This is a genomic window from Pseudomonas sp. FW305-3-2-15-C-LB1 (genome assembly GCF_058787615.1).
The window spans coordinates 567,984-585,064 of sequence record NZ_JBYSZX010000003.1; the positions used below are offsets into that span (position 1 = coordinate 567,984).

The window sequence follows — 17,081 nt, forward strand, 5'->3', positions numbered from 1 at the left end:
TGCGCCGTGTTTAATCCACTGCGACGTTCATCATGTTCAAATCACTTTGTTACCTGTTTATAGTCAGCCTGACTTTCATCCTGTCTTCGGCCTCTGCCAATCTGCAGCCTCATGCCTCTTTCTCCACTTCACTGAAAGAAGCATCCATCGATGACGTGATCGACCGCGCCCACGAACTGCTGGGCACGCCGTACAAATGGGGCGGCACCTCGGCGGACCAGGGCTTCGATTGCAGCAGTTTCCTGGTCTATCTGTTCAAGACCCAAGCCAATATCCAGCTACCCCGTACGACGGTCGCGATGCACCGCTCCACGGCCCCGACCATCAAGCGCAATGCGCTCAAGCCCGGGGATGCGGTGTTTTTCAAGGGCAACGGGCGCGGCCAGGTCAGCCATGTGGGCCTGTATATCGGCGAGGGCAAATTTATTCATTCGCCGCGTACCGGCAAGAGCATCCGCATCGATTCGTTGAGCAACAACTACTGGAACAGGAACTACACCACGGCCAAGCGCTTCCACTCAGCGGGATGATGGCGTTACTCGGTGCTGCCCAGGCCTTGCCAGTGTTTCAAACCGATAAAGATAAAGCGCAATTGCTGGGTGATTTTTGCCTGGGGCGTGAGGTGGTCAGGCAGGGCCTGGGCCGGCGGGTCGATGATATCGGGCAGGGTAGCGAATACACTTTTAACGATCAGGTCGGCCATCACGTGCAAACCTTCGGCATCCAGATGCTGCAGCTTGGGCATCAGCGTCAGGTCGGCTGCCAGGTCGCGGGTGATGTCTTCGCGCAAGGCGCCGATCGCTTGACGCACCGCCAGGCAGCCACCGTATTGTTCACGGGCCAGGAACAGGAATTGCGAACGGTTGGCCGAGACCACATCCAGAAAGATCCGCACGGAGGCATCGATAATGCCGCCCATCACGAACTCGTTGTGGCGCACCAGGCGGATCGTGGCGCGGAAGGTCTGGCCCACTTCGCTGACCAGGACGAGCCCAAGCTGGTCCATATCGGCAAAATGGCGGTAGAAACCGGTGGGCACGATGCCGGCCGTCTTCGCCACTTCGCGCAGGCTCAGGCTGCCAAACCCACGGCCACACTCCATCAGATGGCGGGCTGCGTCCATCAGGGCGAGGCGTGTCTGTTGCTTCTGTTCGGCGCGGGGCAGCATTGGCGAGCGGGCTTTGTCGGCAAGTACAGCGACGCACTCTAGCAAAACAGTTCTGTTGGCGTCGAACTTGGCAGGGGAAGGGCGTGACGCGATCTACAGGAAAGCAAAAGCCCGATCGACAGATCGGGCTTTTTTTTCGGCCACCACGGGGTTAGCTCTGTGCTTGATGCAGTTCTTGCAGACGGTCAGCACCGCCTTCGGCAATACCCTGGGTGTAGGCACGTTCATTGGCTTGTTCAGCACCACCTTCAACCAGGCCTTTCTGTTCAAGGCGATCACGGCCACCTTCGGCAACAGCATTGCGTTCCAGCAGGCGATCGGCGCCACCTTCAACCAGACCTTTCTGTTCCAGGCGGTTGCGACCGTTTTCGGTCAGGCCTTCGGTGTAGGCGCGTTTGTTGGCTTGTTCAGAGCCATTCTCAGCAACGGCGCCTTTGGCGTAGTCACGGTTCTCTTCTTCTTGCGAACCGCTGCGAGCGACGGTCTGGCTGAAATGAGCGGCGTCGGCTTTGACTTGTGGGGTGGCCTGTTCGGCGGCTGGCAGGGCAAAGGCACTGGAAGCCAGGATGGATAACAGGACGGTAGCGAGTACTTGGCGTTTCATGATGGGTTGCTCCTTGGGAGGGCGATAAAGTGGGTACAGGGCTAATGCTACTCTCGATAAGTCGATATAAAAGTTCATAAACACAATGGTAATAATCAACAGAATTGATTGTTCTGGTCAGAGGCTCTAGGACGGGCCTCTCAAGCACGCGGTTTTGCACCGGTGTGGGTATTTTCGACACGCGCATGGGTAACAATGGTGCGGTGGCGCAGGTGGAATCTGTCGAGTCGGTCAGGAAATGAGCTTTTTCCTGGCAAATCGGCGATTGGGTTAAACCCCGCTGCGGTTTGCCAGTCGTAGTCCTATAAGCTGTCCTTAAAGGCTGTCATCCGGCCAGTCGTATTCAGGAGTCCTGTGCAATGACGCGCACGCGTAAAATCGCCGCTTGGAGCTGCGCCAGCTTCGTTCTGTTAATCGCCATAGTGGTATTGGTCCTGGTGTTCTTTGATTGGAACCGCATCAAGCCCCCCCTCAATGCCAAGGTCTCCGAAGAATTGCATCGACCGTTTGCTATCAATGGCAACCTGGCGGTGGTGTGGGCGCGCGAACCCGATGAAGGCGGCTGGCGCGCCTGGGTGCCGTGGCCCCATGTGATTGCCGAAGACCTGACCCTGGGCAACCCCGACTGGTCGAAAAACCCGCAGATGGTCACCCTCAAGAAGGTGGAACTGCGCATTTCGCCCCTGGCGTTGCTGGTGCAGCGTGTAGTGATCCCGCGCATCGACCTCACTGAGCCCAGCGCGCAATTGCAGCGCCTGGCCGACGGTCGCGCCAACTGGACCTTCAAGTTCGACCCCAAGGACCCCAACGCCGAGCCCTCCAACTGGGTGGTGGATATCGGCGCCATCGGCTTCGACAAAGGCCACGTGACCCTTGACGACCAGACCCTCAAGACTCAACTGGATGTGATCATCGATCCGTTGGGCAAGCCCATTCCCTTCGGTGAAATCGTCGGCGACGCCGATGCCAGGAAGGCACTGGAAAAAGGCTCCGCGCCACAGGATTACGCGTTCGGCCTCAAGGTCAAAGGCCAGTACCACGGCCAGAAACTCGACGGCAGCGGCAAGATCGGCGGCCTGCTGGCCTTGCAGGACGCGGCCAAGCCGTTCCCTCTGCAAGCCCAGGTCAAGATTGCCGACACCAGCATCGCCCTGGCCGGCACCCTTACCGACCCACTGAATCTGGGCGCCCTCGACCTGCGCCTGAAACTCGCCGGTTCCAGCCTGGGCAACCTGTATCCGCTGACCGGCGTGACCCTGCCGGATTCACCGGCCTATTCCACCGATGGCCACCTGATCGCCAAGCTGCACGAGCCCACCGGTGCCTCGTTCAGCTATGAAAACTTCAACGGCAAGATTGGCAACAGCGACATCCACGGCAGCCTCGCCTACATCGCCAGCCAGCCACGGCCCAAGCTCAGTGGCACGCTGGTGTCCAACCAACTGCTGATGACCGACCTTGCGCCCCTGATCGGCGCCGACTCCAACGCCAAGCAAAAAGCCCGTGGTGGCGACAGCAAGCAACCGGCGACCAAAGTGTTGCCGGTGGAAGAATTCCGCACCGAGCGCTGGCGCGTGATGGATGCCGATGTGGAATTCACCGGCAAACGCATCGTGCACAGTGCCGATCTGCCGTTCACCGACCTCTATACCCACCTGGTACTCACTGATGGCGAACTGAGCCTGGAACCCCTGCGTTTTGGCGTGGCCGGCGGCAAGCTGGATGCGCAGATTCGCCTGAATGGCCGCACCACGCCGATGGAGGGTCGCGCCAAACTCACTGCGCGCAACTTCAAGCTCAAACAACTGTTCCCGACCTTCGAACCGATGAAGACCAGCTTCGGTGAACTCAATGGCGATGCCGATATTTCCGGGCGCGGCAACTCGGTGGCGGCACTGCTGGGCACCTCCAACGGTGACCTGAAGATGCTCATCAACGACGGCGCGATCAGCCGTGGCCTGATGGAAATCGCCGGGCTCAACGTGGGTAACTACGTGGTCGGCCGCCTGTTCGGCGATAAAGAAGTGAAGATCAACTGCGCCGCGGCGGACTTCGGCATCAAGACCGGCCTGGCGACTACACGTCTGTTCGTGTTCGATACCGAGAACGCTATCGTCTACATCGATGGCACGGCGAACATGGCCACGGAGCAATTGGATCTCACCATTACGCCGGAATCGAAAGGCTTCCGCCTGTTCTCCCTGCGTTCACCGCTGTATGTGAACGGGCCGTTCATCAAGCCGAATGCGGGTGTGAAGGCGATTCCGTTGGCACTGCGTGGCGCAGGCATGGTGGCGCTTGGGGTCATCGCCGGACCGGCTGCCGGGTTGCTGGCGCTGGTTGCCCCCAGTGGCGGGGAACCGAACGAGTGCGCGCCGCTGCTGCAACAGATGAAAGAAGGCAAGGCGCCAAAAACCGTGAAAGGCTAACTGCAAATGTGGGAGGGGGCTTGCCCCCGATGGCGGCATATCAGTCGATATCTCAATTGACTGATCCACCGCTATCGGGGGCAAGCCCCCTCCCACATGGGTATTGCGTTCTGCTGGGTTACAGGCTTTCGAGAATATCCGCCATGTCGTCGGCATGCTCTTCTTCCTGCGCGAGGATCTCTTCGAACAGGCGGCGGGTGGTTGGGTCCTTATCACCGATGTACTGGATGATTTCGCGGTAGCTGTCCACGGCAATCCGTTCGGCGACCAGGTCTTCGTAGACCATTTCCTTGAGGTTATTGCCCGCTACATATTGCGCATGGGAGTTCTTCGACAGCAGGTCCGGGTTGAACTCCGGCTCGCCGCCCAACTGCACGATGCGTTCGGCGAGTTTGTCGGCGTGTTCGGCTTCCTGGGTGGCGTGTTCGAGGAACTCTTGTGCAGCGACGGCGGCCTTGATGCCGCTGGCCATGAAGTAATGACGCTTGTAGCGCAACACGCAGACCAGCTCGGTGGCCAGCGACGCGTTGAGCAGGCGGATGATTTCTTCGCGGTCGGCGTCATAGCCCTCGGTCACGGCACCGTTTTCGACGTTCTGGCGGGCGCGGCTGCGCAGGGTCGCAACGTCAGTCAAGTTTGCTTCGGTCATCTCTATCTCCTGGGGCTAATCCGGTTTTGCGCCACGCTCTGCCGGCGTGATCGCTCCAAGTTGTGAGTCCTGGGAGGAGCAAAAAGTTTTATTGGATTTACCGGCAACGTCACAAGCCCGACTTGAGGTTGGGCTAGGCTGGATGGATAGGATTGAAAGGATGCCCGGTTCATGCCGCAGTCGTTGGCCACGCGTTACCCCCTGGTGTTGGTACCCGGCATGCTCGGTTTCGTGCGCCTGGGCTGGTTCCCGTACTGGTACGGCATCGTCCCGGCATTGCGGGCGGGCGGGGCGCAGGTGTTTCCCGTGCAGGTGGCGCCGCTGGATTCCAGCGAGGTGCGTGGCGAGCAACTGTTGCTGCAGATCGAACGCATTCGCCGTGAAACCGGTGCCGACAAGGTCAACTTGATCGGCCACAGCCAGGGCTCGCTCACTGCGCGGTATGCGGCGGCCAAGCGCCCTGAGTGGGTCGCCTCGGTGACCTCCGTGGCAGGCCCCAATCATGGCTCGGAGCTGGCGGACCATATCCACCTGCATTACCCCGCTGACGGCGTGAAGGGCCGAATCATGAGCGCGTTGTTTCACCTGGCCGCCTGGGTGATGGGCGTGCTGGAAACCGGCTATCGCGGGCCACGCTTCAAAGCGGACCTGCAGGCGTCCCATCACTCCCTGACCAGTGCCGGCGTGGCGTTGTTCAACCAGCAATACCCGCAGGGGTTGCCGCAGACCTGGGGCGGGCAGGGTGCTGAAGAGGTCAACGGCGTGCGCTATTACTCGTGGTCCGGCACCTTGCAGCCGGGCATCACCGACCGTGGTCGCAACCTGTTCGACGGCACGAACCGCAGTTGCCGTTTGTTCGCCCGCAGCTTCGTGCGGGAAAAGGGGCAGTGCGACGGCATGGTCGGCCGCTACAGCTCTCACTTGGGGTTGGTGATCGGCGATGACTACGCACTGGATCACTTCGATATCGTCAACCAGTCCCTGGGCCTGGTGGGCAAGGGCGCCGAGCCGATCCGGCTGTTTGTCGAGCATGCACGGCGCTTGAAGGCGGCCGGTGTCTAGCGCACCGGCGTGGTCCAGCGCTCCGACAAGATCACCCCGCCCAAGGTCAGCAGGCCGCCCACCAGGTGGTACGGCGCCAGTTCTTCTTTCAACACCACGGCGGCGATCAGCGCGGTGATCAACGGCAGCAGGTTGAAAAACAACGTGGTGCGGCTCGGGCCCAGGGTCTTCACCGAGTGCATCCACGCCAGCGGTGCCAGCATCGAAGCCAACAGGCATGCATACAACACCAGCGGAATGTTGGCCCAGCCCAGGCCGGCCTTGGCCGAGAACAGGAACAGCGGAAACAGCACCACCACCGCCACCAGCACCTGCAGATACAGCAGCACCAGCGGGGGCAGGCGCAGTTGCCATTTTTTCAGCAGGGTGCTGTAGACCGCATAGGCCAGGGTGGCGACCAGCATCATGCCGTCACCCAGGTTGACCCCATGTTGCAGCAGTGCGCCGAGGCTGCCGGCGGACACCACCACGACCACGCCGGCGAATGACAGCACCGCACCGGTCAGCGCACCGTAGGTCAGGCGTTGGCCGAGGCTGATGATCGCCGCCGCCAGCGCCATCAACGGCATCAGGGAGAGGATGATGCCCATGTTGGTCGCCGTGGTGAGCGACGCGGCGTAGTAGGCCAGGCTCTGGTACACCGCCATGCCCAGCACACCAAGGATGAACACTTTGCCCAGGTTCGGGCGGATCTGCGCCCAGTGGGCAATCACCGGCTTGAGCATGAATGGCGTAAACAGCAGTGCCGCCAGCAGCCAGCGATAGAAGCCAATCTCCGCCGGGAAGATCGAACCCACGGCCAGTTTGTTGACGACGGTGTTGCCGGCCCAGATAAAAATGGCCAGCAAGGGATAAGCGTATTGCATCGAAAGGAGCCCGGTGTATAGATGAGGCAGGATTATCCATTGTCTGGATCGAAGCCTATACTGCGATCCAGACAACCCACCGTTGTATCCAGACAACATGGCCAAGCACAACGTACGCCTCCAGGATTTCCCACAACTGCCGAGCCCGGTGTATTTCCGCTACTCGGATTTCGCCCCCGACACCGAGTGCACGCCGCACCAGCATTTCTGGGGTTCGCTGGATTACTCCGCCAGTGGCGTGATGCGCATGGAAGTGGCCGGCAGCCGCTTCATGTCACCGCCGCAGTACGCCGTGTGGGTGCCGCCGCATACCGAGCACAGTTCCTATAACGCCGAGGCAATCGTCTACCACTCGGTGGGGCTGGCCCCGGAACTCTGCGAGCAATTGCCCCGGCAGCCGTGCACCCTGGCCATCAGCGATATCCTCAAGGCCATTCTCAGTGACTTCGCCCAGCGCGATGTGAACATGCCGCAGACCGAGTCCGACGTCCGCCTGGCCCAGGTGCTGGTGGACCAACTCAAGCAGGCGCCGATCCACGAGTGCTTCCTGCCCTACGCCCGTCACCCAGGGCTGCTCGGCGTACTGGAAGGCATGCAGGCCGATCCCGGCGACAACCGGCCGCTGGCGCACTGGGCCGAACAGGTGCACGTGAGCGAGCGCACCCTGGCACGTCAGTTCATACGGGAGCTGGGCATGAGCTTCGGCGAATGGCGCCAGCGCCTGCGTTACCTGGCCGCCATCGAGGCCCTCGACAGCGAGCGCAGCGTGCAACATGTGGCGTTTGACCTGGGCTACAGCACCGCCTCGGCGTTTATCGCCATGTTCCAGCGCCAGGCGGGATGTACCCCCGAGCAGTACCGGCGTGCCCATATTCGTAGTCGGTGAAGATGTAACAGGCTTTGACTACACTGCTCGGTAGGCCGTGCCCGTCGGCGCGGTAACAGGGAGAAAACTCCATGAAGATGCTGCGTATTCCGCTGTTGATGATGGGCTTGCTGTTGTGTTCCCAAGGCTTTGCCGCCACCGCCCAGCAAAACAAAATGACCACCTGCAACGCCGAAGCCACCACCAAGACGCTCAAGGGCGACGAGCGCAAGGCGTTCATGAAGACCTGCCTGTCCGCTCCGGCGGCCAATGATGCCAAGACCCTGACACCGCAGCAGCAGAAGATGAAGGATTGCAATGCGTCGGCGAAAACCAAGGCGCTGACCGGCGATGCGCGTAAAACCTTTATGAGCACCTGTCTCAAAGGCTGATCGCTCTTTCGCGAACGCCGCAGATCAACGGTGGGAGCCGGGCTTGCCCGCGATACAGGCGCCTTGCTCTGTCTGCTACACCGCGGCGAGGCCATCGCGGGCAAGCCCGGCTCCCACACTTGATCGCATTCACAACCGACCCACTCGCTTGATTCCCTCAAGGCTGGCAGACTGCCCATCCTTTAACGCCGTTCGTTTTGAGGCTGTATGCCAACGTTTTCTCAGCGTCACGTGCTATTGCTGGCCAGCTACATCATCATTTTTGGCGGGTTGCTGCTGGTGCTGCCGCTCAAATTGCTGCCCAGCCTGCTGGCCGGCCTGTTGGTCTATGAACTGGTCAACATGCTCACCCCTCAACTGCAACGGCTGATCGAAGGTCGGCGCGCGCGCTGGCTGGCAGTAGCGTTGCTGGGCACCCTGATCGTCAGCGTGCTGGCGCTGATCTTTGCCGGCGCCATCAGCTTCCTGCTCCACGAAGCGGAAAACCCCGGGGCGTCCCTCGATAAATTCATGGGTGTGGTCGACCGCGCGCGCGGCCAGTTGCCGCCGTTCCTCGACGCCTACCTGCCCGCCAGCGCTGCCGAGTTCCGTGTGGCCATCGGTGACTGGCTGAGCAAGCACCTCAGCGAACTGCAACTGGTGGGCAAAGACGCCGCCCACATGTTCGTCACCTTGCTGATCGGCATGGTGCTCGGCGCGATCATCGCCCTGCAGCGCGTGCCCGACCTGACCAAACGCAAACCCCTGGCCGCTGCGCTGTTCGACCGCCTGCACTTGCTGGTCCAGGCGTTTCGCAACATTGTCTTCGCCCAGATCAAGATCGCCGCGCTCAACACCGCCTTCACCGCCGTGTTCCTCGCCGTGGTACTGCCGCTGTGTGGCATCCACCTACCGCTGACCAAGACCCTGATCGTGCTGACCTTCCTGCTCGGCCTGCTGCCGGTGATCGGCAACCTGATGTCCAACACCCTGATCACCATCGTCGCGCTGTCGCTGTCGATCTGGGTGGCGGTGGCGGCGTTGGGTTACCTGATCGTGATCCACAAGGTCGAGTACTTCCTCAACGCGCGGATCGTGGGCGGGCAGATCAGTGCCAAGTCGTGGGAGTTGCTGTTGGCGATGCTGGTGTTTGAGGCCGCGTTTGGCTTGCCGGGGGTGGTCGCAGGGCCGATTTACTACGCGTATTTGAAGAGTGAGCTGAAGCTCGGTGGGATGGTTTAGGCCTTGTATTAGCCGGTCTGGCCCATCGGGGGCAAGCCCCCTCCCACATTTTGATCTGTGAACACATTCAAAGGTGGGAGGGGGGCTTGCCCCCGATGGGCGCGACGCAGCGTTTCAGATAAAACTCAGCTGCCGTAGCGCTTGCTGGCCTCAATCGCCAAGCCGCTGCCAATACTGCCGAAGATATTGCCTTCCACATGCCGCGCATTCGGCAGCATCGCCGAAATGCTGTGGCGCAGTGCCGGAATGCCGCTGGAACCGCCGGTAAAGAACACCGTGTCCACCTGTGCCACGCTCACCGACGCATCGTTGAGCAACTGCGTGACGCTGTTGCGCACCCGCTCCAGCAAACCGTCGATGGCCGATTCAAATAGCGTCCGGCTCAGCTCCACGCTCAACCCTGGCTCAACCCGGTCCAGCAGCACGTGGCGGCTGTCGTCGTGGGTCAGCTGGATCTTGGTTTCTTCCACTTCCATGGCCAGCCAGTGCCCGGCGCGCTGTTCGATCAGCTTGAACAGGCGGTCGATGCCACCGGTGTCTTCGATGTCGTAGCGCATGCTGCCCAGGGCCAGCTGGGATTTTTGCGAGTACACCGAGTTGATGGTGTGCCAGGTGGCCAGGTTCATGTGGTGGCTGGTGGGCATGTAGGCGCCGCTTTTCATGCGGCTGCCGTAGCCGAACAGCGGCATCATGCCGTTCAGCGAGAGCTGTTTGTCGAAGTCGGTACCGCCGATGTGCACGCCGCCGGTGGCGAGGATGTCGCTCTGGCGGTTGTCGTTGTGGCGACGGTCCGGCGACAGGCGCACCAGGGAGAAGTCGGACGTACCGCCGCCGATGTCGACGATCAGCACCAATTCTTCTTTCTCGATGGTGGACTCGTAGTCAAACGCCGCCGCAATCGGCTCGTACTGGAACGAGATGTCCTTGAAGCCGATCTTGCGTGCCACGTCGACCAGGGTGTTCTCGGCTTCCTGGTCGGCCATCGGGTCGTCATCGACGAAAAACACCGGGCGACCCAGCACCACTTCTTCGAACTCGCGCCCGGCGTTGGCTTCGGCGCGGCTCTTGAGTTGGCCGATAAACAGCGCCAGCAGGTCGGTGAACGGCATTGCGGTGCCGAGCACGCTGGTATCGTGCTTGATCAGCTTGGAACCCAGCAGGCTCTTGAGCGAGCGCATCAGCCGGCCTTCGTAGTTTTCCAGGTATTCGTGCAGGGCCAGGCGACCGTACACCGGGCGGCGCTCCTCGAAGTTGAAGAACACCACCGACGGCAACGTGATCTTGTCGTCCTCCAGCGCGATGAGCGTCTCCTCGCCGGGGCGGATCCAGCCGACGGTGGAGTTGGACGTGCCAAAGTCGATGCCGCAGGCACGGGCTGGGGATGGGTTTTTCATGTCTATCGGGTTCCGGTTGAAAAACGGCCGCGCAGTGTATGCCAGTCGAAGGCGGATGCGTAGGCCGACTATCCGCTAAATCGTGCTTGAAAGTTGGGTATTCGCCCCCACATCTGATGCATACGGCAAGTGCCGATAACACTTTGACGCATCCCCAGGCCACATCACTCAACAAGTGCAATGCAGCGCACGTTGTGCCCCGGGCTGTGCGATCTCGATTAAGGATGGTGAACCGCCGATGGATTTCAAAGACTATTACAAGATATTGGGCGTAGAGCCGACGGCCGACGATAAGGAAATCAAGGCGGCCTATCGCAAGCTCGCACGCAAATATCACCCCGACGTGAGCAAGGAAAAAGACGCCGAAGCCAAGTTCAAGGACGCGTCCGAAGCCTATGAGGCGCTCAAGAGTGCCGACAAGCGCGCCGAATACGACGAGCTGCGCAAATACGGCCAGCATGGCCAACCGTTCCAGGGACCACCGGGTTGGCAGAGCCGCGGCGGTGGTGGCGGCGAGGATTTCTCGGACTTCTTCAGCTCGATCTTCGGCTCCCGTGGCGACGCCTTTGGTGGCGGCCAACGCCGTCCTGCCGGGCGTAAAGGCCAGGACGTGGAGATGCAGCTGTCGGTGTTCCTCGAGGAGACGCTGTCCACCGAATCCAAGCAGATCAGCTTCCAGGTGCCGCAGTACGACGCCTCGGGCCGGCATGTCAGCAACACCACCAAGAGCCTGAACGTGAAGATTCCCGCCGGCGTGACCGACGGCGAGCGCATCCGGCTCAAGGGCCAGGGCGCGCCGGGCATTGGCGGCGGGGCCAATGGCGACCTGTACCTGATCATCAAGTTCGCGCCACACCCCAGGTTTGAAGTGGATGGCGAAAACCTGATCATCAACCTGCCGCTGGCGCCGTGGGAATTGGCGCTGGGTACGGAAGTGGCGGTGCCGACGCTGACCGGCAAGATCAACCTCAAGGTCCCCGCCAACAGCCAGAACGGCCAGCGCATGCGTGCCAAGGGCCACGGCCTGCTGAACAAGGCCGGGCAACGTGGCTACCTGTTCGTGCAGCTCAAGGCCGTGATGCCCAAGTCGGACGATGAGGCGGTCAAGGCCTTGTGGCAGGAGCTGGCGCAAAAAGCGGCGTTCAACCCCCGCGAGCACTTCTGAGGGGCTGAACGCCAGGGCGGCCGTTATTGCGGGCGGCGCCCCGTCACACCCCGTGAGGGGCCGGGTTGCTGGTGATCGCCGCCGTGCGGCGTCAGCTCGGCCACCTCCCGGCGTGACAGCTCCAGCAGCTTGAGGTTACGTTCGGTGGCCTGCTCGATTTCCAGCCGGTTCAAGGCCTCGAGGTAGGCGTCATCAAAGTCTTCGTGTGCATCTTCCAGGGCGTTCTGCCGTGCGTCGGCATTGCGTTTGAGGGTGGCGAACTCATCGGCATACCGCTGCTTGAGGTAGTCCACCCAGTAGTCCCGGCTGATCAAGTCCTCGTAAAACACCTCACTGCGTTCCGCGTCGAGAATATTGTGGCGCGCGTTGGCCAGTTCAGTGCCAGTGATTGGCCGGCTGAACCGCATGTAGCGGGGTTGCCCAGGCAGCTCCAACTGGTCCGGCCACCCCCTGGCCAGGCCGATGCGGTACGACAAGCGCACTTCCGCCACGTCCGAGTGTGGAACCAGCGCCCTGTCGGCCTCGACTTCGGCTCTGCCCAGCCGGAACAACTGCCGGGACAGGTTCAACAGCGCTGCACCTCTTAGATCCAGCCGCGCCGCATCGACGTTGAGCAACGCGTTGTGCTCGTAGACCCTGACTTCCAGCCCGCTGAAAGTCAGGATGCGGCCATCGACGCAGGTGCCGTGGGTATGGGACATGGCGAACAACGCCTGGCGCAGTTCGGTGTTATCGGCGGCTGCTTCCAGCACGTTGCGCACCCGCTGCGACAGGTCGGCGCGAGCCGCGCCGAATTCCGTGGTGTCCTGCAACCGTTCGAGCAAGTGAAAAAACGCCTGGTGATCCGGTTCAGCCTGCAGTTGTGTCCAGATCTCCCGCAGCCTGCCTTGTTCAGGAAGGGGCAGGTCGTCTATCCAGGGCACCGGTTGTTCAGGTAGGGCGGGTTGCGCTGGGAGCTCTTCGTCGGGTTGTTCAGGGAAGATTTCATCGGGCTCTGGTGATGACGGGAGCCCATCGTCCAACATTGTCTGGATGTCCCGCCGTGACAGGCCCAGCGCCGAGTTGTGCCCTGTGCGGTCCATATACTCGATAAGCGCCGTCAGGCTGTCGTGGGACAGGGGGTTGTCTGAGATATCGGTGCCCTGCATCAAGGTGTCGTGGCTGCCATCCAGTGCTTCGGTCGGGATTGAACGGATGTCATTGGAACTCAGGTCGAGTGCGCGCAGATTACCGGCTTCCAATGTACCGGCCGGCCAATCCGTGAGGCGGTTACCGTTCAGGTTCAACACCTCGAGGGGCGAGCCAGGCTCGAGACTGAAAAACTCCATCAGGTTGTCGCTCAAGTCCAGCCGTTGCAGATGTGGCCAGTCATCCAGGTCGACCGCCAACTCATCGTCGATTCGGTTGTATGACAGATCCAACTCCCGCAACTCAGGCATTTCTGCGAGTGCCCTGGGCAAGCCCTGCAACTCATTGCCGGTCAGGCGCAATGTGCGCAGGTTGGAAAAGCCTGCGAGGAAACCGTTGGAGCCTTGTTGGGCGAACAGGAGGCCGCTCAGGTCCAAATGTTGCACATGGGTAAAGTCCGCCATTACCGTCGGCAGGTTGTCCAGTTGCAAGCCGTTGAAACTCAGGGTCTGGCCTGCCGCGTCTGCCGCCAGGCCCTGGCGCCAGCACGTGACGATACGTTGCGCGGCCTGGTTGCGGCGGCTAGCCAAGGTCCCGTCGCTGGCAGGGGAGCCCCGCGTGTACAGCCAGCCATTGAGCTGGCGTGTCAGGGTGTGCAGGGCCTCATTCCAAACGTCGATCAGAGCGTGCAAGTGCGCGTCACTGGCGCCGCCTGCGCGCAGGCGTGCCAGCCATTGCTGCAATGCCTGTTCGTTCATCGCGGGTTGCAAGCGCTGCAGGCGTTGCGGCAGCGGCAGGTCGGGTCCGACTGCGGGCAGGTCGAGCAGGTGGCGGGCCAATGAGCCGCCGCTTTCGGCCTCGGGGAAAACGTTGGCGGACGGTTCTTCATAGGCAAAACGTTCCAGGGCTCCGGCGGGCAGGCCCCGGGCGGTTTCGACCCGCTGTCGGGCCGTGGCCAGCGCGCGTTCGGAGGCCTGACTCAACGGTGTTCCGGCCACGTTGGTATTGAGCAGCAACTCGTCCCTGGCCAGGATAGCCTCTGGCAACACCGTAATGCGGGTGTTGCGCAGGTTCAGCGAGGTCAGTTGCGCCAAGTCCTCGATACCGGTCGGCACCTGCTGCAGGTTCGTTTCTCGCAGGTTCAGGGTGCGGAGCCGGGGCAAGTGATCGACTTCTAGCCTTGTCAGGGGGTTGCCTTGCAGCGAGAGGTGTTCCAGCGCGGGGAAGTCCTGGAGCTCGGAGGGAGCGGCGGCCAGGTCGCAATAATTCAGTTCGAGAGTGCGTACCTGAGTGAACGCCTGTATGAAATGACTGATCTGCTCCATGGGTGCACGCAGGTTCATCAGGCGCAAAGCGGTGGTCTGGGGGAAGCTGTTGGCCGGCAGATCGGGCAAGCTCGAGGGTCTTAAACCGCGTAGGTCTACCTCCAGAAATGAGTTCGGCCGCACGCGCAGCGGGTCAGCCGCCGCGACCACCCCGCGACTCCATTGCACCCTCAGGTAACCATCCATCCACCGTTGGTTCGCGTGTTCAACCTCGTGCGGAGAACGCAACCACTCGTTCAGTCGGCGGTCGATTTGACTGTACTGTTCGCTCAACGCCTCAATTGCTTCGAATCGGGCGCGATGACCTGCCCAGCGCTCGGTAAAACCGTTGATCAACACCTGCGAGTCCCCTGCCGGTGCCGTCAGGCGCGTCAGTTCTCCGACACAATAACTGCGCACCATTTCCTCAAGGTCGATCAGGTGATCCGCTCGGTTGCTCAGCCGGGTATAGAGCGCCCTGAAACCGTCGCGCGACAGTCCCGACCAGTTCAGCGAGAGGCCAGCCAGCAAGCGGTCGTGGCCTTCCAGCAGTTCGGCCGGAAAACTGTCGATGCTCGTGCCGCGCAGGTTCAGGCGCTCAAGCTGGGGCAGGTCCTGCACGCCAATCGGCCAGTCGGTCACCAGGAAGCCGGATATTTCCAACTGGCGTAGCCGCGTCAGGCGGCTGACATCCAGCCGGGGAAACACGCTGTTGCTGGCAATGCTCAGCTCCTCCAACTGGCTGAGCTCGCCCAGGGTGTTGGTGTTTTCGGCCGAGAGCGGTGAAAAGAGCCGCAACCTCGTCAGTCTTGACCAGTGTGTCAATGTCTCGAGTTGATTGATGCTCCGCGGGCCGGCGACGAAGATATGCAGGCGTTCCACGCTGGGGAACAAGCCAGGCAATTGCTCCAGCGGTTGGCCGTGGGTGACCAACACGCGCACATGGGAAAAATCCGCCGTCAACGGCGGCAATGGGGCGTCGCTGGTGAGTTCAAGTCGCGCGGCTGTCTGCACGTCATTGGCCAGTGGCGCACTTCGCCAACTGGTCCTGAGGTTTTCGGCGGTGGTACTGCGCAGCATGGCTTCCGGTGAAGTGGGCGGCGGCGTTGCCACCCACTGCGCCAATGTTGCCTCCAGGATTTCCCATTCACGCCCACGCGCCTGCAGCAGCCCGTAGATCTGTGCGTCGGTTTGCCCGGCGCGGCGTTGCTGGAGGATAAAGCCGTTGGCCTGCTCGTCGCTCAAGTCGGGGTACAGATCCTGCACACGCGTCACCAGGGACGGGTCCATGCCGGCACCACGACCGCTGGCGTAGTAGCCGGCCTGATTGACGCGAATACGTACCGGTGGCTTGAACCGCGTCGCCTCGCCACGGGCCTGGCCCAGCCACTGTGGTGCCAGGTGGCTGTGCTCGACCGCACTGCGAATGATGCTGTGCTGCAACTCGGCCTGCTGGCCCACATGGGGAACGCCCAACGCCTGGCGCGCTTCGTCGGGCAGGGCATGCAGCACCGACGCGTAGAAGTTGTCGCCATACCTGGGCAGGCTGTTGAGGGCTTCGCCATGCTCGTCGAACGCCTGGTAGACCGGACCTTTCTTGACCAGGAATTTGCGTTGCATCGCGTCCTGGTTGCCGATGGCGTCGATCAGTCGGCCACCCACGTGTTCATCGCGGATTTCCAGGCGCACCGCGTCCGACCAGCCAGTCAGTTTCTGCAATGCGTGCAGGGCCAGGCGCTTGCTGTCGGTGGTCGCTATGTGATCCGTGTACAGTCCGGCATAGGCGCGGGCCTGGCGCCCTTGTCGTGCATACCAGCGGCCTTCTTCGAGCAAGGCCAGCGGCACTTTGCCGGTGCTCTCCAGGCGCTCGAGGGCTTCGGCACTGGCGTGGGCAAGAATGTCTTGCGCTGCAGGCTTGCTCAACCCCGGACAGGCTTTTCGCAATTGCGTGATGCGCAGGTCAACGGGTTTGGGGCCTTCATAGAGACTGTCGAAAATCGCTGATCGACGGGTCTGCGCAAAGTCGGCGATCTGTTTTCTGAGCTCCACCGGCCTGGCCTCCCGCACCCGTGCCGCCTCACCGCCGAGCAGGCTGGTGATCTCGTCCTCGTCCAGGGCCGCCAGGATACGTGCCGGCAACTCGCTGCTCAGCACCTCGGCGCGGCTCATGCGGATGGGCGTCCTGGCACGGACACCGGTGTACAAGCGCTCGGCACCGTACTGCACGGACTTTCCCGTCAGACCCTGACCGTCAAAAACCTCCAGCACACGACCCGTCGGCCAGCGGGGCAACTCAGTGATCAGCGGCAGGATATACAGATAACGTTCATCCACTGCCGTGCCGGTCTGCACTTGGCTGATCACGTCTTCGACGCCCCTGTCGGCTTCAAACAGGCGCATGGCATCCGTCAACTCGGGCGGCGGCGGCTGGTTGTCCAGGTGGGCCTTGCGCAGGGTGTTATCGTTGACGCCGCTGACTTCGGCGATCTTCAACAGTTGCTCGTCGGAGTATTGCTCGGTCGCGTGGCCCAGCCGGCGCAGCAGGGTCAGCCGGTCCCAGGCCAGTGGACGTTCCAGGGTATGGCGCCAGGCCCCTTGCCCGTTGTGCCGTAGCAGAGGCTGATACGCATCGGGATCGCTGGGGTGCTGGAGGCGCCATTCGCCAGGTGTTGTACCTTGGCTGATTTCGTAGTGTTTACCGTCCTGGCGGATATAGGTTTTGCCGTTGACCGCATAGCGTCCCTGGGAATCGGGGCTGGCATCGGGTGGCAGCTTGACCGGCGTTTCATAGGGTTTCAGGTCGGCTTTCCACAAGCGGGTTTTTCCATTGGGCA

General features: G+C 61.6%; 13 protein-coding genes. 7 read left to right on the forward strand and 6 right to left on the reverse strand.

Going from position 1 to position 17,081, the window contains the following annotated elements; translation table 11 throughout:
• The first annotated feature begins 32 nt into the window (after positions 1-32).
• On the forward strand, positions 33-530 hold the full coding sequence (locus AC3WP7_RS09305; RefSeq protein ID WP_093513430.1) for a C40 family peptidase: 498 nt from the start codon (positions 33-35) through the stop codon (positions 528-530).
• A 5-nt stretch (positions 531-535) separates the two neighbouring features.
• Here AC3WP7_RS09305 and AC3WP7_RS09310 read toward each other — a convergent pair whose 3' ends face one another.
• Together AC3WP7_RS09310 and AC3WP7_RS09315 are read right to left on the reverse strand one after the other, a co-directional pair.
• Complete coding sequence (locus AC3WP7_RS09310) at positions 536-1,168, reverse strand: TetR family transcriptional regulator (RefSeq protein ID WP_058423535.1); 633 nt, start codon at positions 1,166-1,168, stop codon at positions 536-538.
• 151 nt (positions 1,169-1,319) lie between these two features.
• Positions 1,320-1,772 (reverse strand): hypothetical protein, encoded by a 453-nt coding sequence (locus AC3WP7_RS09315; RefSeq protein ID WP_071491643.1) that lies wholly within the window; start codon positions 1,770-1,772, stop codon positions 1,320-1,322.
• A 359-nt stretch (positions 1,773-2,131) separates the two neighbouring features.
• Between AC3WP7_RS09315 and AC3WP7_RS09320 the strand changes: the two genes are divergently transcribed.
• A complete protein-coding gene (locus tag AC3WP7_RS09320; protein WP_092246649.1) occupies positions 2,132-4,201 on the forward strand; it encodes an AsmA family protein in 2,070 nt (689 codons plus the stop codon).
• Positions 4,202-4,319: 118 nt separating this feature from the next.
• Here the strand turns inward: AC3WP7_RS09320 and AC3WP7_RS09325 are convergent, their stop codons facing one another.
• Complete coding sequence (locus AC3WP7_RS09325; protein ID WP_028615542.1) at positions 4,320-4,850, reverse strand: ferritin-like domain-containing protein; 531 nt, start codon at positions 4,848-4,850, stop codon at positions 4,320-4,322.
• A gap of 171 nt (positions 4,851-5,021) precedes the next feature.
• On the opposite strand from AC3WP7_RS09325, the gene AC3WP7_RS09330 reads away from it, so the two are divergent.
• Positions 5,022-5,912, forward strand: coding sequence for an esterase/lipase family protein (locus tag AC3WP7_RS09330; RefSeq protein WP_071491641.1), 891 nt, complete (start codon positions 5,022-5,024; stop codon positions 5,910-5,912).
• Here AC3WP7_RS09330 and AC3WP7_RS09335 read toward each other — a convergent pair.
• Positions 5,909-6,778 carry a DMT family transporter gene (locus tag AC3WP7_RS09335; protein WP_071491640.1) on the reverse strand — a complete coding sequence of 290 codons (870 nt, stop codon included), beginning with the start codon at positions 6,776-6,778 and terminating at the stop codon, positions 5,909-5,911. The genes AC3WP7_RS09330 and AC3WP7_RS09335 overlap by 4 nt on opposite strands.
• 97 nt (positions 6,779-6,875) lie before the next feature.
• On the opposite strand from AC3WP7_RS09335, the gene AC3WP7_RS09340 reads away from it, so the two are divergent.
• The 3 genes from AC3WP7_RS09340 to AC3WP7_RS09350 all read left to right on the forward strand — a co-directional run bounded on the left by AC3WP7_RS09340 (position 6,876) and on the right by AC3WP7_RS09350 (position 9,256).
• Complete coding sequence (locus AC3WP7_RS09340) at positions 6,876-7,664, forward strand: AraC family transcriptional regulator (protein ID WP_092246685.1); 789 nt, start codon at positions 6,876-6,878, stop codon at positions 7,662-7,664.
• Positions 7,665-7,735: 71 nt separating this feature from the next.
• Positions 7,736-8,035, forward strand: coding sequence for a PsiF family protein (locus AC3WP7_RS09345; protein ID WP_017849707.1), 300 nt, complete (start codon positions 7,736-7,738; stop codon positions 8,033-8,035).
• A 207-nt stretch (positions 8,036-8,242) separates the two neighbouring features.
• Entirely contained in the window at positions 8,243-9,256 is a 1,014-nt protein-coding gene (locus tag AC3WP7_RS09350) for an AI-2E family transporter (protein WP_027607720.1), read from the forward strand.
• A gap of 125 nt (positions 9,257-9,381) precedes the next feature.
• Here AC3WP7_RS09350 and AC3WP7_RS09355 read toward each other — a convergent pair whose 3' ends face one another.
• A complete protein-coding gene (locus AC3WP7_RS09355) occupies positions 9,382-10,650 on the reverse strand; it encodes an Hsp70 family protein (RefSeq protein ID WP_093513426.1) in 1,269 nt (422 codons plus the stop codon).
• A 238-nt stretch (positions 10,651-10,888) separates the two neighbouring features.
• Here AC3WP7_RS09355 and AC3WP7_RS09360 point away from each other — a divergent pair, with 238 nt between their 5' ends.
• Positions 10,889-11,815: a DnaJ C-terminal domain-containing protein gene (locus AC3WP7_RS09360; protein WP_092246658.1), complete on the forward strand. Its 927-nt coding sequence runs from the start codon at positions 10,889-10,891 to the stop codon at positions 11,813-11,815.
• Positions 11,816-11,838: 23 nt separating this feature from the next.
• Here the strand turns inward: AC3WP7_RS09360 and AC3WP7_RS09365 are convergent, their stop codons facing one another.
• Positions 11,839-17,061 (reverse strand): NEL-type E3 ubiquitin ligase domain-containing protein, encoded by a 5,223-nt coding sequence (locus AC3WP7_RS09365; RefSeq protein ID WP_492561377.1) that lies wholly within the window; start codon positions 17,059-17,061, stop codon positions 11,839-11,841.
• Positions 17,062-17,081 lie beyond the last annotated feature (20 nt).

Coding starts and splice junctions, on each gene's coding strand:
- AC3WP7_RS09350 (WP_027607720.1), top strand. CDS start 8,243: ATGCCAACGTTTTCTCAGCGTCACGTGCTATTGCTGGCCAGCTACATC.
- AC3WP7_RS09305 (WP_093513430.1), top strand. CDS start 33: ATGTTCAAATCACTTTGTTACCTGTTTATAGTCAGCCTGACTTTCATC.
- AC3WP7_RS09355 (WP_093513426.1), bottom strand. CDS start 10,650: ATGAAAAACCCATCCCCAGCCCGTGCCTGCGGCATCGACTTTGGCACG.
- AC3WP7_RS09315 (WP_071491643.1), bottom strand. CDS start 1,772: ATGAAACGCCAAGTACTCGCTACCGTCCTGTTATCCATCCTGGCTTCC.
- AC3WP7_RS09335 (WP_071491640.1), bottom strand. CDS start 6,778: ATGCAATACGCTTATCCCTTGCTGGCCATTTTTATCTGGGCCGGCAAC.
- AC3WP7_RS09325 (WP_028615542.1), bottom strand. CDS start 4,850: ATGACCGAAGCAAACTTGACTGACGTTGCGACCCTGCGCAGCCGCGCC.
- AC3WP7_RS09345 (WP_017849707.1), top strand. CDS start 7,736: ATGAAGATGCTGCGTATTCCGCTGTTGATGATGGGCTTGCTGTTGTGT.
- AC3WP7_RS09340 (WP_092246685.1), top strand. CDS start 6,876: ATGGCCAAGCACAACGTACGCCTCCAGGATTTCCCACAACTGCCGAGC.
- AC3WP7_RS09330 (WP_071491641.1), top strand. CDS start 5,022: ATGCCGCAGTCGTTGGCCACGCGTTACCCCCTGGTGTTGGTACCCGGC.
- AC3WP7_RS09310 (WP_058423535.1), bottom strand. CDS start 1,168: ATGCTGCCCCGCGCCGAACAGAAGCAACAGACACGCCTCGCCCTGATG.
- AC3WP7_RS09320 (WP_092246649.1), top strand. CDS start 2,132: ATGACGCGCACGCGTAAAATCGCCGCTTGGAGCTGCGCCAGCTTCGTT.
- AC3WP7_RS09360 (WP_092246658.1), top strand. CDS start 10,889: ATGGATTTCAAAGACTATTACAAGATATTGGGCGTAGAGCCGACGGCC.